General features: G+C 62.0%; 13 protein-coding genes. 2 read left to right on the top strand and 11 right to left on the bottom strand.

The annotated features are described in order from the left end of the window. Positions 1–12 precede the first annotated feature (12 nt). The 6 genes from ACWGTO_RS18730 to ACWGTO_RS18705 form a co-directional block, all read right to left on the bottom strand. Positions 13–2,247 (bottom strand): hybrid sensor histidine kinase/response regulator, encoded by a 2,235-nt coding sequence (locus ACWGTO_RS18730; protein WP_454576489.1) that lies wholly within the window; start codon positions 2,245–2,247, stop codon positions 13–15. A gap of 26 nt (positions 2,248–2,273) precedes the next feature. Further along, on the bottom strand, positions 2,274–2,978 hold the full coding sequence (locus ACWGTO_RS18725) for a chemotaxis protein CheW (protein ID WP_454576289.1): 705 nt from the start codon (positions 2,976–2,978) through the stop codon (positions 2,274–2,276). Next, the gene (locus tag ACWGTO_RS18720; protein ID WP_454576288.1) at positions 2,978–4,219 is read right to left on the bottom strand and encodes a CheR family methyltransferase; all 1,242 of its coding nucleotides are present in this window, start codon (positions 4,217–4,219) and stop codon (positions 2,978–2,980) included. Before ACWGTO_RS18720 ends, ACWGTO_RS18725 begins: the two co-directional genes overlap by 1 nt. Further along, a complete protein-coding gene (locus ACWGTO_RS18715; protein WP_454576287.1) occupies positions 4,219–4,683 on the bottom strand; it encodes a chemotaxis protein CheW in 465 nt (154 codons plus the stop codon). The genes ACWGTO_RS18720 and ACWGTO_RS18715 overlap by 1 nt, the downstream gene beginning before the upstream one ends. Before the next feature lie 23 nt (positions 4,684–4,706). After that, complete coding sequence (locus ACWGTO_RS18710) at positions 4,707–6,344, bottom strand: methyl-accepting chemotaxis protein (RefSeq protein WP_454576286.1); 1,638 nt, start codon at positions 6,342–6,344, stop codon at positions 4,707–4,709. A gap of 921 nt (positions 6,345–7,265) precedes the next feature. Then, positions 7,266–7,460, bottom strand: coding sequence for a hypothetical protein (locus ACWGTO_RS18705; protein ID WP_454576285.1), 195 nt, complete (start codon positions 7,458–7,460; stop codon positions 7,266–7,268). Positions 7,461–7,484: 24 nt separating this feature from the next. Here ACWGTO_RS18705 and ACWGTO_RS18700 point away from each other — a divergent pair, with 24 nt between their 5' ends. Continuing rightward, entirely contained in the window at positions 7,485–8,378 is an 894-nt protein-coding gene (locus tag ACWGTO_RS18700) for an ankyrin repeat domain-containing protein (RefSeq protein WP_454576284.1), read from the top strand. Between the two features lie 329 nt (positions 8,379–8,707). On the opposite strand, the gene ACWGTO_RS18695 is transcribed toward ACWGTO_RS18700, so the two are convergent. From ACWGTO_RS18695 to ACWGTO_RS18675, 5 genes are all read right to left on the bottom strand, one after another. After that, positions 8,708–8,893 carry a hypothetical protein gene (locus ACWGTO_RS18695; RefSeq protein ID WP_454576283.1) on the bottom strand — a complete coding sequence of 62 codons (186 nt, stop codon included), beginning with the start codon at positions 8,891–8,893 and terminating at the stop codon, positions 8,708–8,710. A 49-nt stretch (positions 8,894–8,942) separates the two neighbouring features. Then, entirely contained in the window at positions 8,943–10,670 is a 1,728-nt protein-coding gene (locus tag ACWGTO_RS18690) for a tetratricopeptide repeat protein (protein WP_454576282.1), read from the bottom strand. Between the two features lie 30 nt (positions 10,671–10,700). Then, a complete protein-coding gene (locus ACWGTO_RS18685) occupies positions 10,701–12,110 on the bottom strand; it encodes an HlyD family type I secretion periplasmic adaptor subunit (protein ID WP_454576281.1) in 1,410 nt (469 codons plus the stop codon). Positions 12,111–12,208: 98 nt separating this feature from the next. Further along, positions 12,209–14,515 (bottom strand): peptidase domain-containing ABC transporter, encoded by a 2,307-nt coding sequence (locus ACWGTO_RS18680; RefSeq protein ID WP_454576280.1) that lies wholly within the window; start codon positions 14,513–14,515, stop codon positions 12,209–12,211. A 226-nt stretch (positions 14,516–14,741) separates the two neighbouring features. Further along, entirely contained in the window at positions 14,742–14,921 is a 180-nt protein-coding gene (locus tag ACWGTO_RS18675) for a hypothetical protein (protein WP_454576279.1), read from the bottom strand. Between the two features lie 307 nt (positions 14,922–15,228). Between ACWGTO_RS18675 and ACWGTO_RS18670 the strand changes: the two genes are divergently transcribed. Beyond that, positions 15,229–16,526 (top strand): hypothetical protein (locus tag ACWGTO_RS18670; protein WP_454576278.1); only part of this gene is annotated, 1,298 nt, incomplete at its 3' end.

The raw sequence follows: 16,526 nt of genomic DNA, 5'->3' as shown, positions 1-16,526 counted from the left end.
CCAATTTCGATCTCATCCGGTCGCCTCGCCAATCATGTCCACGACGGCATGAATCAGCGCCTCGTCCTGAAAGCTGCCCTTGGTCAGATAGTAGTCCGCGCCGGCGTCAAGTCCGCGCGAGCGGTCTTCCTCGCGATCCTTGTACGAAACGATCATGATCGGCGTGTTCTTGAGATGAGCGTCCTTGCGGATCAAGCTCACCAACTCGATGCCGTCCATACGCGGCATGTCGATGTCGGTGACGACAAGATCGAAGGGGCCGGAGCGGACGGCATTCCACCCGTCCATGCCGTCGACCGCCACTTCGACCTCATAACCATGATTGCCCAGCATCTTGCGCTGGAGTTCGCGAACCGTGAGTGAATCGTCAATCACCAGCACGCGCTTGCGCCTGCCGGGTTCTGGACCGCCCGCGGCACGCCGAAGGGCTCGAAATCCGCCGGATGATGCAAGCTTCTCCACCGATCTTACCAGATCATCCACGTCGAAGATCAGGACAGGCGAACCGTCTTCCATCAGGGCCGCCGCGCTGATGTCCTTGATCTTGGCAAAGCGGGGATCGAGAGGCCGGATCACCAGCTCGCGTTCGCCGAGGAAACGATCGACGATCATGCCGTATGCTCCGCCCTGACCGGCATCCACGACGACGACCGAGAGAGCGTCCGGTTCGGGTCCGGGCTCACCCCGGTTCAGCACCTCGCGTGCCGTGACCAGCCCGATCTGTCGGTCGTTCAGACGAAAATGCGGCCGGCCCTGAAGGAGATTGATCTGCGTCCGCTGCAATTTCAGTGTCTTCGAAATGGCAGCGAGCGGAAACGCATAGGGCTCGCCATCGACATCGACGAGCAGCGTGCGCAGGACCGACAACGTCAGCGGCAGTTGCAGTTGAAACCTGGTTCCGTGCCCGAATTCCGAGGAGACGCTGGTGATACCGCGGACCTCCTTGGTCATCGCCTGCACAGCGTCGAGCCCCACACCACGGCCGGAGACGTCGGTAAGGCCCAGTTTCATCGAAAAGCCCGGCAGAAACAGGAAGGCGAGCAATTCCGTTTCGCTGAGTGTGTCGGCACTTTCCCTGGTTGCGAGCTGCCGGGCGACGATCGTCTCGCGCAGCTCCGCCAGGTCGATGCCCCTGCCGTCGTCCACCACGGTTATTTGCAGCAGGCCGGCATTGTGCCGCGCTTCGAGCCTGATGAGACCCTCTGCCGGTTTGCCTGCCGCGACCCGCTCCTCGGGCGGTTCAAGCCCGTGGTCTACGGCGTTGCGCAGGAGATGCCCCAGAGGTGCGTCGAGTTGTTCGAGGATGTCGCGGTCGATGCCGGTGGAGCCGCCTACGATCTCCAGCCGCACCCGCTTGCCGAGGGTACGACCGAGGTCGCGGACCATCCTCGCATAGTGCCGCACGCCGTCTTCAAACGGCCGCATCCGGCTCGCCAACGTTTCGTCGTACAATCTGTTGGCAAGATCGGTGGCTTTTCGATCGACTGAATCCAACTCATCGAGACGCTCCGCCAGGAACGCCTGGCTCAGCCGAAGCTTTCGCTGCGCTTCGGCCAGCGCCTCCACCACTGCTTCGTCCTTTGAAACAGCCGGCAGCACTGCATGAAGGTCGTCGAACGCACTTGCGACGTCCGATTGAAGTCGCTTCAGCCGCAGCAGCCCGTCGGCGAACGGCCTGAGCCGCCGCGCTTCCATCAGCGACTCGCCGGCCAGCCCGAGCAATCGGTTCAGGCTGTCCGCCGTCACCCGAACCATTCTGTCGGAGCCGATGCTTCCTTGCCTTTGCGGTTCCGCGCCCACCAGGAGGCTCGCTGAAAGGGTCGTCGCCAGCTCCCCCTGGGCATCCGCGAAATCAATTTCGGATTTGCCGGGCAAGTGGGTGGCGTCGGGGAGAGACAATTTTGCGAACTTGGCGAGAAAGGCTTCGACTTCAGGGGACACGCTCTCGCTCGATGGTCCCGATGCGATCAACTTCAGAAGGTCTGTGCCTTGCAGAAGCGCATCGATATGCTCCCGTCGCACCCTGAGATGCCCGCGTTGCGCGGCGACCAGGCAATCTTCCATGGCGTTTGCAACTTTGACCGCGGGCATCAGGTCAATGATGCGGGCGGCTCCTTTCAGGGAATGCGCGGCCCGCATGCATGCTTCCAGGGCATCGGCGGCCACAGGATCGCGTTCGAGTGCCAGAAGACCGGAGGTCAAAGCCTGCGATTGCGACTCCAGTTCGGCCTGGAAGAGGCTCAGCATCGAAACCTGGCTGAAGTCCTCGTCTGTCATGCGATGCTCCGATCCAGCATCGTGAGCAATTGTCCCGGGTCGAGACAGCCAACGGCTCGTCCCTGCCAGGGCAACACGGCAACCGTGGCGGCCGACAGCGCCTTGCCGATCGTGGCCGGCACAGCGAGCGTGTCTTGTTCCCGGTAGCGGTGTAAGCCGTGGATCTCGTCGACCGTAAAAGCAACCCGCTTGTCGCGCTCGCCCACCACGACCAGCCGGCGAAATGCCTTGGTTCGTGCGCCTTGTTCGCCCTCCTTGCGCTCGTCTATGCCCAGCAATTCAGCGAGCGACAGGCAGATCAGCAGTTCACCACGGACATTGGCAATGCCGAGCACCGCGCTGTTCCTGCGATGTGGAAGCGAATGAACGCGACGGGATTCAGCCACTTCATGAAAAATACCGACTGGAAGCGCCAGCCATTCCTCTCCCAAACGGAAGAGGACGGCAGTCTGCAGCGCCTCGTCGTTCGCCAAACCGAGCTCGGCACGACCAGACTTGTCAGGCCATTCGCCGCGATATGCCGAGGGCGCTGCACGGTCGAGGAGGCGCCGTGCAATCTTCTTGTAGGTGGGGCAATTTCGGCAGTGGAGATGCTGCTCCAGCAGCGGACATGACTTGTCGCCGCGCACGCCGATCCGGCGCCAGCAGTCGTCGATTTCAATCTCCTCCACCGGCTGAGCGATCCCTGTCGAAGCCGCCATCAGCTGCCGCTCCTTTTCTGGGCCCGATCCAGCCGGCCGGCCAATGCCTCGGCGCCGCTATGGTCGCCTTGCTTTCGAAGCAGCAAAGCCAGATGGACGAGAGCTTCCCGATGATTTGGCGCGAGATAGAGCGCCCTCCGATAGCTTTGCGCAGCTTCGGGCGCAGCGCCATCCGCATCCTGAACGAGGCCCAGCAGGTAGAAGATTTCCGCCGAAGGACCGAATGCCTTGAGATGCGCTAGGGCGACTTCCTGTGCCTCCTTTACCCGGCCCGCATTGGCGATCCGCTCAACCGCAATCAGGCTTTCCGCGAGTTGGTCAAGCGGCTTGGCTGTGGCCTGCACGCGACCTTCCTTACCGATTGCCGGCCGAGGCGGAGCAACAGGCTTGGCCTTGTTGACCTTCGGGGTTGGGGGCCGCACAGGAACGGCGGCGGAAACTTTCGGGGCCGCGGTCTTCATGGGCTCAGACTTCAGGAAGGCGAAGGCCAGTGGCCATTCAGCGGAAACGAGGCCGTGCAGCCTTGGAAGCGCCGCTTCCGCCGGACCGACCAGAAGAAGTCCGTCCTTGGCCATGAGGTCCTTCAGGCAGATCAATGCGCGATCCTGCAGCTCTCGATTGAAATAGATCAGCAAATTGCGGCAGAGCAGGATGTCATAGACCTCTTGCCCGAAAGACACGCGAGAATCGAACAGGTTTCCGACCCTGAACCGAACCTGTTTCAGCACCGCAGCATTCGGGCGCAACCCGCCCTCGGCCGCTTCGAAATAGCGATCCTTGAAATCGAGATAGCTGCCCCGAAACGAATTGCGCCCATAGACAGCGCGTTCAGCCATCGCGATATTGCGGCTGCTGACGTCGACGGCATCGATCTTGAATTCGTGTGCCGCAAAGCCGGCATCGAACAGGGCCATGGCGACTGAATAGGCCTCCTCGCCGGTTGAACATGGCAGGCTCAAGACCTTTATTGGCTGGGCACACTTGTGTTTGCGCGCATGCCGCGCCAGCATCGTGAACGCTTCCCGGTCGCGAAAGAACCAGGTCTCCGGTATCACCACCGCATTGATCAGCTCTTGCAGCTCCTGCGCGGAACCGATCAGATGTTCCCAATAGGCCTGAGGGTCGGTTATCCGGCATGCTGCCATCCGGTCTTTGACCGCCTGACGGACCACGGTTGGACCAACGCTGGCAGTGTCCAGTCCGATGGTTTCCGTCAGGAGCTTTTCGACTGCACCGGTCATCAACCACCCATCTCGGCCTGGCGGAGCAACGCGGTACGGATCTCTTCCGAAAGCAGCGCTTCCGCCTTGACCCACTGAATGATCTCCGGGCCATCCGAAGCCACCGGACCAAGATAGGGCGGCGTTCCCGGCTCAAGTCCGAAAGGCGCGAAATCGGCAGGGTCCCGTTCGAGCGTATCCGTCACCCGTTCCGCGATCAGCCCCAGCAGGCGTTGCTCGCCATCTTGCGCCGGATAGCGCGTCACAACGATGCGCGTGCTCAACCGCGGCTCGGATGGGCGGCCAAGCGCCAGAAGAGTAACATCGATCAGTGGGATGGGTTTTCCGTTATAGCTGACCAGACCGACCACACCGGTCGGCGCGCCAGGCAACGCTTTAACATCGATATAGGGCAACACCTCTTCAATCTGGTGCACATCGATCAAGTAGCGATCCGTACCCATGCTGAAGGCGAGGAATAGCATTGTCACCTCCGACAGCGAGCTTGCTATGCTCTCAGCTTGAACCTTGAAATGCTGCCTCGCAGCCCGCCCGAGACTTGATTGAGCTCGTCGATCGCGAGCGTCGATTGCTGAAGAGATTCGACTGTTTGCTGAGCCGCCTCGCTCAACTGGGTCAGCGTGTCGCTGATCTGGCCGGCGCCGGTCGCCTGGGCTTGCATGCCTTCATTGGCGACTTCGAAACGTGGCACCAGGCCCTGAACCTGCTGAATGATTTCGAACAGTTGCCCGCCGACCTGCTGGATTTCCTGCATGCCCCTGCGGACCTGTTCTGAAAATTTGTCCATTCCCATCACCCCGGCCGCGACCGCCGACTGGATGTCCTTGACCATCTGCTCGATATCGTAGGTGGACACGGCCGTCTGGTCCGCGAGCCTTCGGATTTCGGTCGCCACCACAGCAAAGCCCCGGCCATATTGGCCTGCCTTCTCCGCCTCGATGGAAGCGTTGAGCGACAAAAGGTTCGTCTGATCGGCGACTTTGGTGATGGTCGTCACCACCTGATTGATGCTGCCGGCTTTCTCGCTCAGGATCGCGAGTTTGGAATTGATTGCGGCCGCAGCTTCCATGACTTGGTGCATGGTTTCTTCCATGCGCGTCAGTCCCGCTTGCCCTCCGCCGGCGACGGCGGCCGTCTGCTCGGCAACTGTGGAGACCTCGTTCATCGTGCGCACGAGCTCGTTTGACGTGGCGGAGATTTCCTTGGCTGTCGCGCGGATCTCCGTGGTGGTCGCCGCGATTTCAGTGGCGGTCGCCTGCTGTTGCTTGGAGGTGGCGGCGATCCCCGTGATCGACGTGCTGACCTGGATGCTGGACCTTTGAACCTGACCAATGAGGGTGGTGAGATCGTCCGCCATTGCGTTGAAGCCGTCGGCAAGCACGCTGAATTCGTCCCGGCGCTTCAGCTCGATGCGGTCGCTGAAGTCGCCCTGCCGCATCAACTGAACCGCGTCGACCAGACGAGTGAGCGGACCTGTGATGGCGCGAAACAGCTGGTAACCCAAAAGCAGGGCCAGCCCGAGGGCTGCCAGCAAGCCAACGCTCAAGCCCAATTCCGCCGTTCTCACGATCGAGCTGATCCGCTCCGTCGCGCTGTTTGCCTCGCCTTTGTGATCCTCGACCATGGCCTGCAGAGCAGACTGCAATTTCAGAAAGATCGGCTCTACGGTGTTCTTGATGGCCGGGCCTTCATCGGGAGTTTCGCCTTTCGACAAGGCAGCCCGGCTTGCGTCCAGCACAGCAGCTTCAGCTTGGCGAAATTGGTTGGCTAGTTCTTTGACGGCTGCATAATTCTGTTTGTCGACATCGGAGACAATTGTCGCTTCATAGTCGTCCATCTGCCGCTGCACCTGGTCGCGATTGGTCGCGATCGCGCTTTCAAGCGTGCGTTTATCCGATGGGTTGTCTTGGAGCGCATACTCCTGAAGCAGGCTATGGGCCGTCATCTGGCCGATCATGATCTCGGTGCTGTGATAGAGGTCCGGGAGGATGCCCTTTTCGACCTCTGTCGCCTCCTGCTCGGCCTGGAGAAACCAGGCATACGCGACGACGGCTATCACGCACATCACCACCAGGACGGCAGCGAAACTGACGAGGATGCGGTGGCGTATTGTCAAACTCTTCATGGGTACCGTTCACCTGGGGGCATCGTTGTCGGCTCGACCAGCGCTCGTTCCGACGTTTCGAAAGGTGCATCAAAAAGCAGTAGTTTGATGCTGAATGGTTTCTTTTCCGTTCAACCGCTGATGACGGCCAATCGGCTCGCCAATCGAAGCGTTGTCATTGGGCAGAAGTGATAAGCCGCCGGGCATCGCCACTCACTATGTCATGCTGTGTGGAAAAGCTGTCGCCGCACTGTACCCGCCGGTAATCATCATAGCCGGCGCTCAGCGGCGCGCTTGAGGGCGTGTCGATCGGACGTTCGACTAAAAAATGGTGTGGGCAGATGGCTTCCGATGCCGACTGGACCGAATTTCGTCGTTTAAAGACGTTAGTTATCCCTTGGAGCTACAGCCGCGACATAGGTGTCGAGGTACCCTGTTAGCCAACGATCATTTCCCTGTTCGCCTTCATAGGGATATCGCAGCAAATCCTTGAATCTGATGCAAGATTTCGGACCCGAATTGGCCAAGCTTCTCAAAATCGTTGTAAATTCGCTGTTTTTCCACGCCTAAGAGGGAAATCTGATAGAGACTGGTTCGCTAAACGACTGCCTGCACCACCATTCAGTCTGCCAGTTTTGGCGTGTTGTCGACTGTCTCAGAATAGTGTCGACATTCCGCAGGTTAGCGGCACGCTCGCTGGAACGATTGGCGGAGATGCCACCTTCTGGACCCACCCTGGCCCGATTTTGGGCATCCGTCTCTGCGGGCCCATTTCCGTAGCCAACTGTTTGGAAAAGCGATGTCTGGCTGATGGTCGGAATCAGAGACCGAGGAGGGCGAGATACCGCCCGCCATGGCGCGTTTCGGTAGCCGGGACTTCGCGCTTTCATTCATCGAATGTGGCAGCGTCGGTGACTTCGACGTCGGATAAGCAGCCATCGCCTATGCTCCTTCTTCAGTGACGCTGACGCGGTCTTCTGTGACCTGGTGCTGCACCTTGGCCCTTATTGCGACCTCATCGCCGATCTTGATGCCCTCCGCCAGGGCTAATGACTCTGGCCCGGCAAAGGGCTTCGTCAAGATGTTGCTAATATTCTGCTGGAGGCGCAAAGTTTGATCGCGCTCGCCGTCGCTCACATCTGAAGCTGCCGGGAGGCAACTATGCGCGCTGGAATGCTGTGGTTGATATGTTTCTGTTTGCTCCCGCTGACATCGCAGGCGGCAGCCATTCATGACGCCGCCAAGAAGGGCGACGTTGCGGCGGTCGCGGCAGCACTCGACTCGGGTGTCGGCGTCGATGAAAGCGACGGAAGCGGGACACCACTCTATCTTGCTGTCAGAGCCGGGCATCTCGCGGTAGCAAAACTGCTCATAGAACGCGGTGCCGACGTCAACGCCGCCCCGACGCTAGCCTTGGGTCCTGCCCTCATGCCGGCTTTGGCTAAACGCAGGATCGATCTGATCAAACTGTTGCTGGACGCCGGCGCAAATCCGAATTCGCCGCGCAACCGCGAAAACGCCATCCACATCGCCGTCACTGCCGGTTGTCTCGACTGCGTAAAGGCACTGGTCGAGGCCGGAGCGGACGTGAATGCGAAGACGAAGGACGGCAAAACGCCGCTCCATTTGGCAAAACTCAAGGGGCGCCGCGAAGTTGCCGACTATCTCTTGTCTCACGGCGTGATCTTGCCGACACCAGCGCCGATTTCGGCGAAGTTGGCTTCTGCGGATGTCGAAAAGGGCAGGAGCACCTTCACCCACACATGTGGCGGTTGCCACAGTGTCGAGCCACAGGGCGGAATCAAGACGGGACCGAATTTGTGGGGGGTCGTCAGCCGCGACAAGGCATCTGTGGCAAATATGCGTTACTCCGAGGCCTTGTCGAGCTGGGAGGGGGTATGGACGTACGAGGACCTGAATAAATATCTCTTCGGGCCTATGCTAACCACGCCGGGCGTTTACATGGAGATCCCGGGTCTTCCGGACGAAACTGAGCGAACAAACTTAATTGCCTACTTGCGCACACTCAGTGATAAGCCGATCCCGTTGCCCTGACTCATCGACACGGCCAGCAAATCCTCTGTCAAGCTGATAAGCAGGCCGGGCCGCTCCTGTTTCGCCAGGACTTGGTTCTACGAAGGAGACGAGCAAGGCGCATCTCATCTCGGTCGACAAGCTCACCCGCAAACTCATTGCTGACTACTCCCAACACGAAAGCTGCCCGGCCATTAGCGGGGGAAAACGTCCGAACAAGGTTCTGCTGCAGACTTGCGAACACCCCCCAACAGACTGTCGGGCCGCTGACGGCGCAAGTTTAATGCCGGCAATTCTCTCCTGAATTGGGACATTCGCAGGCGCATCTCGAGCCGGCCCCGGCGTTTTGCCTAACCCGCCAAATCTGACGCGCGATCCTCGAGCGTACACATGATCGCTTCATAGACGCTTGCGATCTCTTGATCGATCTCTTGGTGCGTCATGCCTTGGACCTCGGCAGCCCGCACGGCGTCGGCCGCCATGGTGGTCACGACAAGGGCGGGGTCTTCAATTCGCGGCGGCAGATGGTCGAGCATCCATCTGCGTAGAAAGTCTGCGGCGCGCCTGCTCATATTCTGACCTGCTTCAACCCGGGGCAAAATCGGCGAGCTCCTCGACCGCTTCCTGGATGCCGTGCGCTGCCGCGCGCTCGAGCCAAAGGCGGCCGGCCACCGGGTTGCGCTCTCCGGCAAGACCTCTGGAGAGATACCGGCCCAGCATGAATTGGGCCTGTCCGTGCCCACGTTCGGCGGCGGCGGCAAACCATTTCTGCGCCGCCACCTGATCGATGGGCAGGACCTCGCCGGAACTGTGCAGCGCCCCCAGGGCAAACATTGCCCCAGCATGACCGTCGGCGGCGGCCCGTTCGAACAGCTTCACGGCGGCCTCCGGCAAACGCTTGCCGCCGCCCCCGTTGAGCAGCATCTCCGCAAGTGCCACTTGGGCGTCGAGCACGCCACCTTCGGCTGCCTCGGCAAACCAGGCGCGGGCGTGATGCGGGTCGGCCACCACGCCACGCCCATCCCTGAGCATACGCGCATACATGTATTGAGCCTCGGCCACGCCTTCGGCCGCGCGTCTTAGCCACTGCGCAGCCCGACCTTCGTCCTGGCGTACACCGACGCCGTTGGTGAAACAGAGCCCTAGATTGAACGCAGCGGTCAAGTCGCCTGACAATGCGGCAGCCTCGAACCATCGGGCTACACTTGCAGTATCTGCCGGCTCGCCAGCCCCTCGAAGCACCAGGTTGGCCAGGTCTACTTGTGCTGCCTGGTTCCCGCTGGCCGCTGCAGTGCGCAGCCAGCGTGTCCCCTCTTTCTCATCCCTGACAACACCGTTTCCCGTCAAGTAGAGAGATGCCAGCGCGCGCGCGGCGGCCTGGTGACCCGCCTCGGCGGCCCGTCGATACCATGTTGCGGCTTCCGCAAAATCCGGCGGCCGGCTCTTGGCGTTACGATCACCCAGGAAGTGGGCTGCCTCTACGTTGCCGGCCAGCGCGGCGCGCCGCATCCACGCCCCCCCGGCCACGGGATCCGGGTCGACGAGACTCCCGTCGATCAGCGCCAGCCCTAACCGGTACTGGGCCGAGGGAAGGCCTTTCTCCGCAGCTTGCTGATAAAGCCCCGCGGCCGCGGCAAGATCGCTCGTGACTCCGAACCCATGTTCGGTGAGGACCGCGAGAAGGTAGGTTGCGGTCGGCAGGTCGGCATCTGCCGCGCGCCGTACCTCGTCGGCGATCCTGCTCCGTTGTTCCGGCCTGCCGCGCCGGGCCAGCGAGAGGGCAAGGCCGAGACTTCCTTCGGCGCAGCCAGCTGCGGCCGACCTTTCGTACCAGCGCTGCGCAGCATCCGCATCCCGCATCGGCTCGGGGCCGCTGGCCAGAATGTAACCGAGGACCGCCTGTCCCGTTGCCGAGCCTGCCTCGGCCGCCTTGGTGGCAAAACCGAGTGCAGCAGCGAAGTCAGGTTCGCCAGAGTATTCTCGTTCGAAGAGACTCACGGAGCCGGCATCGCGGCCGTCAGCATCCGCGGGCACCAGCCCGGCCAGATAGAGGGCAGCCAGAAGAGCCTGCGCGTCAGCACTTCCGTGGTTCGCCGCCCGCAGCAGCCAACGCCTACCTTCCGCCCGGCTCGCCGGCACGCCTGAGCCCTCTAGATAGCAACGGGCGACCCGATACTCGGCATCGACGAGACCGGCGCGTGCCGCGACCGCCAAGTGCGGAAAGGCTTCTGCCGGCTTGTCGCTGAGCTGGATTGCCCGGCGCAAGGCCGCTGCCGGGAAGGCGCGATCAGTCAGCCGATTCAGGATTGCCATCGATGCGACCCCTCCGTAGTCCCAACTGCCCTAGGGTTCCCGCATGGCTTCCTGGCCGATCGGGAGCATCACGCCAAGAATGTATTTGAGCACGGTGCGCCGGCCGACTTTCACATCTGCCGTCACCGGCATGCCGGGGCTGACCACGAACCCGGCGGGCACGTCGTGCAACGCGACCTGGTCGATGGAAATCCGCGTGCGATAGAACGGCTCAGCATCCGAAGGCAGCATGGCCCGGGAGCTGTTCTGATCGCGCACTTGGTCTCGTGCCGAGAAGGAATCAGGGCTGAGCGCTCGCACGGAGCCGTGGGCGAGGCCGTATTGCGAATAGGGAAAGGTGTCGAACTTGATGACCACCGGATCGCCGACATGAACGAAGCCGCTGCTCCGGCCGACGATGTTTGTCTCGATCTCGAGAGGCGCGTTGACCGGCACCAGAGTGATCAAGCGCTCACCAGACTGCAGAACCGACCCAACCGAAACCTTCGCCACCGACTGGACGATAGCGTCGGCTTCGCTCCGCAGTTCGACCAACTGCTTGCGCAGCTTCGCCTTGTTGAGGAGTTCGCGGGCGTCGGACAGTCGCGAGTTCGCCTCCGACAGGCCCTGCGAGACTTCCGCTCGCCAGCTCTGAATGTAGCCGTTGCGGTCCGCGGCCGCCCCCGCCTGCTGGCGTTTGGCGGCTTCTGTTGTCTGCTCGGCATTGCTGAGCGAGCGGGACATTTCCGCCCAGTTGTCCTCGGCGAGGAGTGTATTGAGGCGACTTCCCACCTGTCTTGCTTCCAGCTGTTTTCGCATCTGTTCGATCGAGGCCGCGACTTTGAGCCGCTGGCGATAGCCTTCCGCATCAGATTGTGATCGCGAGATCACGGAACTGAGTTCGTCAAGCTGTCGGTCAAAACTATCCAGCTTGGAGTCATAGACCGCCTTACGACGCTCGAAGATGGACGCCTGCAGGGTCCAGCTTGGATCGAGACCGTCATAGTTGAAGGCTTGCCCGTCGGCCTCTGCCTTCAACCGAGCCACTTCGGCCTCAAGCGTCGAGACCTGAATTGCCAGCGACTGGAGGTCGGCTGAGGCAAAGGTAGCATCGAGGCGGGCCAGCAATTGACCGGCTCGCACATTCTGTCCTTCGCGCACGTCGATCGAGCGAACGATCGCCGTCTCCAGTGGCTGCACAATGATGTTCGGCGATTGTGAGACCACTAGCCCTCTGGTCGTCACCACCTGGTCGACGGGGATCAGCCCCGCCAAGGCAATCAAGGCGATTACCAAACTCGAAATAACCCAGACGATGCCCCGCGCCGTTCTCGGAATTGGCGCATTGGCGATCGCCGTCGACGGCCACTGGAATTCGAGGATGACCGGTGTGGTCGGATCGTTCGTTTTGGTCCGCTGCCAGCGGGCTGGGCGGATGGCGACTGAGGTGCTGCTGCTCATGGCTTGCTATCCCATTCCACCTTTTGGCGTGCCGCCAAGCACTTTCGCGCCGGTATGGATCGCCGATTTGCCGGCGATCTCGCGCTCAATCGACATCGTCAATCCAGCCGCGACGGTACTGCCACCGGACGCCCGGCGCGGCCGTCGAGGTGCCGGTTCTGCTGCAACCATAGTTGCCTGTAGAGGGGGCATCGTTCGAGCAGGGTCGCGTGCGGGGCCACGTCGAGTACCTTACCTTGCTCCATTACCAGGATCTGGTCACACTCCGTGAGCGAGGAGAGCCGGTGCGAAACGATGATCATCGTGCGTCCGCTGGCAATGCGCATCAGGTTGTTGCTGACGACCGCTTCGCTCTCCGGGTCGAGTGCACTGGTCGCTTCGTCGAGGATGAGGATGGTCGGATTGTGGATGAGTGCGCGCGCGATCGCCAGCCGCTGCTTTTGACCGCCCGACAGATTGGGCGATCCTTCCTCGATGTAGGTGTCGTAGCCATTGGGCATTCGTTCGATAAATTCTTCGGCGCCGGCCAGATGTGCGGCACGCATGGCGTCGGAAAGCGTCAGGCCTGCGCGCCCGGCAATGATGTTGTCGCGAATCGATCCGCGGAACAGGAAATTGTCCTGGAGCACCACGCCGAGCCCCTGGCGCAGGTGGCGCAGGTTGAATTCCTTGAGGTCGACACCATCCAGCTTGAGGAATCCGCTATAGTCTCGGTTGATCCCCTGCAGGAGACGCGCGATCGTCGATTTTCCCGACCCGCTGCGCCCGACGATGCCGAACATGGACCCTGCCGGAATGTTGAAGCTGACCCGGTCGAGTGCGGGCGTCTTCGTACCGATATAGCTGAAGGTCAGATCGCTGAGCGTGATCTCGCCGACGAGCCTTGGTCTCAGGCCGAGGGAATTCGAACTGCTCTCCAGCGGCCGGTTCAGGACAGACGCCGCCTCGCCGATCGCTGCCCCGACCTCCTCGTAGTCTTCGATCAGTCGTGCAAGCCCGACGAGGGGTTGTGCGACGCGCTGGGAGATCATCATGAAGGCGAACAGGCCGCCTACCATATATCCCGAACTGTCGTTCATCGCGAGATAGGCGCCGATCAGCATAGTGCCAAGCACCATGGCACGTTCGATCGGCGTAACCAGGGTCTGCGGCCAGCTGGCGAACTGGCCGAAGGCCAGGCGCGCCCTTCCCGACTCCGCCACCTGCTCGTCCCAAAGCGCCTTGCGTTGCGGCTCGAGACCAAGTGCCTTCACGGTCTTTATCCCGACAACAGTTTCGCCGAGCGCGGCCGCTTTCCATGTCTCGGCTTCGATCACCCGCTGGTACCTGCGGCGCATCGGCTTGAGGAAGGCGAGAATGATCACCACGATCACGCCTGCGCAGGCGATCACGATCCAGGCGAGCTTGGCGTTGATGTAGAACATCACCGGTATCAGCACGCACAGCGTAATCAGGTCGAGCAACGTGCTGAGCAGTTTGCCGGTCAGGAACTCGCGGATGCGATAGACCTGGGCGAGACGGTACATCGTCTCGCCGGCCGGATGACGCTCGAAATAGTCCAGTGGCAGGCGCAGGAGCCGACTGAAAACGTGCAGCTGCAGTTTGGTGTCCAGACGCGCGCCGACGACGTTGATGATCAATCGTCGCGCGTGGCCCAGGAGCGTCTCGTAGGCGAAGACGACGGCAATTATGGCCGATAAGAGCAACAGCGTGGAGACACTGTTGAACTGCAGCACCTTGTTGACGACCGTCATGACGATGAGCGGCGGCAGAATGGTAAGCACGCTGAGCGTGAACGAGGCGATAGCGACGTCGCGGAGCGGCCGACTTTCGAGCCGCACCAGTTCGACGAGCCAGCCGAGAGTGAAAGGCGCATCCGCCTCAACAGAGGATCGCGCCTGTCGCAGCAGCACCGCCTCGCCCGTCCACACCTGCGACAGCCGCAACTCGTCGATCGCGGTGGATTGACCATCATCAGGCGCGTCCGCGCTTTTGAGGAAGACCAGGTTGCGCTCCGCACTCGCTCCGGTGAGGAGCCCCGCGCCCCCATCGTTAAACAACAGAACGACCGGTCCGGTGTCCTGAAAGCGCAAGAGGTGAGACCAGCGAACGCGGACGGCGCGAGACCACATGCCGCCATTACGGGCCCATTCAGACAGATCAGTGGAGGTTGGAAACGGACTTGCACTTGCCGCCCTGAATTCGTTCGGGTCGAGCTCGACCCCGTAATATCGGGCGACCGCGAGGATTGCCTTGAGGCGCGGCCCGACCTGGTCAAACTCGGCGGGGCCACCCGGAGTCCGCCCCACTGCGCTCTCGCCGCCGGCCTTGCCGGTCCCGTCGGCTTCGGTGTCGGTGCCGATTTGGACGGGCTGGATTTCGGCGTTAAAAGGGATGCTCACCATGGACTTCCCTTCCGGCACGCAAGCCAAGGTTCAGTGGTGCCCAGGGCAGACCGTCCCCGTCGGGATTTCCGGCGGCACTGACTACACCTTTCGCCACTTGCTCGCACGAGCCCTTTGTCCTTTCGGAAATAGTGGACGCGCAGGCCTTGCTCTCTCGCAAAGCCCGCGCGACCATTTCTATCCTTGGACCGGCTTCTATTGCGGTTTGTCCGGTCACCATTCCTGCTCACTCATGCGGCTTCAGAACATCCTTCAGAGCCTTCTTCACTGTGTCGTCGGTGTTGGTGTAGCCGGCGCCCTGCTTGGTCTTGTCCGAGATCAGGTCGGTGCTCGCACCCAACGGCTTGTTCTGGTTCTGACCAAATCCCCTGATCGTGTTGAGGACATTCAGGAGGTCGGTCGTCACCGAACTGGCCGCCAGGCCGACAAGCTGCCGGAACGACGCATGGCTGACGGCACCACTGTCGGTAGAGCCGGATTGCAGGAACTGCGTCGAGTCCTTTAGGCCCAGCGTACTGGTCGTGAGGTTGGCTTTGTGACCAGGGCCGTTTTCGGCATTGTTATGGTTCCCGGAATTACCAGGTGCATCCTGATCTCCATTGCCAAAGCCGTTATTGCCATGGTGGTCACCAGTCTCACCGCCCGGGCCGGTCGCTCCGGTCGCACCCGTCGCTCCGGCTGAGCCAGTCGCTCCGGTCGAACCGGTTGCACCTGTGGCGCCGGTTGCGCCAGTCGAGCCGGTTGCTCCGGTATCACCTGTTGCTCCCGTCGAGCCAGTTGCACCAGTCGAGCCAGTCGCTCCGGTCGAGCCCGTTGCACCAGTCGAGCCAGTCGCTCCGGTCGAACCGGTTGCACCGGTAGAGCCTGTTGCTCCAGTCGAGCCAGTCGCACCGGTATCACCTGTTGCTCCCGTCGAGCCAGTTGCACCAGTCGAGCCAGTCGCTCCGGTCGAGCCCGTTGCACCAGTCGAGCCAGTCGCTCCGGTCGAGCCCGTTGCACCAGTAGAGCCGGTTGCTCCCGTCGAGCCAGTCGCACCAGTAGAGCCGGTTGCTCCGGTCGAGCCCGTCGCACCGGTCGAGCCGGTTGCACCTGTCGAGCCAGTCGCCCCGGTCGAGCCAGTCGCTCCGGTCGAGCCCGTTGCACCAGTCGAGCCAGTCGCTCCGGTCGAGCCCGTTGCACCAGTAGAGCCGGTTGCTCCCGTCGAGCCAGTCGCACCAGTAGAGCCGGTTGCTCCGGTCGAGCCAGTCGCACCGGTCGAGCCAGTTGCACCGGTCGAGCCCGTTGCACCTGTCGAGCCGGTTGCTCCCGTCGAGCCGGTGGCGCCGGTCGCGCCAGTTGCTCCGGTCGAGCCGGTTGCTCCGGTCGAGCCAGTTGCTCCGGTCGAGCCAGTCGAGCCCGTTGCACCAGTCGAGCCGGTTGCTCCGGTCGAGCCTGTTGCACCTGTCGAACCAGTCGCCCCGGTCGAGCCAGTTGCTCCGGTCGAGCCGGTTGCACCAGTCGAGCCGGTTGCTCCGGTCGAGCCAGTTGCACCTGTCGAACCAGTCGCCCCGGTCGAGCCAGTTGCACCGGTCGAGCCAGTTGCTCCGGTCGAGCCGGTTGCACCTGTCGAGCCGGTGGCGCCGGTCGAGCCAGTTGCTCCGGTCGAGCCAGTTGCCCCGGTCGAGCCAGTCGAACCGGTCGAGCCAGTTGCGCCGGTCGAGCCAGTTGCACCTGTCGAGCCGGTGGCGCCGGTCGAGCCAGTTGCTCCGGTCGAGCCGGTTGCCCCGGTCGAGCCGGTTGCTCCGGTCGAGCCGGTTGCACCAGTCGAGCCGGTCGCTCCAGTGGAGCCAGTCGCCCCGGTATCACCTGTTGCTCCGGTCGAGCCAGTCGCTCCGGTGGAGCCTGTTGCTCCAGTCGAACCTGTCGCTCCCGTGTCGCCAGTTGCCCCTGTGGCTCCGGTGGAGCCTGTTGCTCCAGTCGAGCCCGTCGCTCCAGTCGCTCCGGTATCACCTGTTGCTCCAGTCGAGCCAGT

The organism is Mesorhizobium sp. PL10 (genome assembly GCF_053714315.1).
The sequence above is the reverse complement of the archived record's forward strand: the minus strand, read 5'-3'. Positions and strand labels throughout refer to the sequence as shown.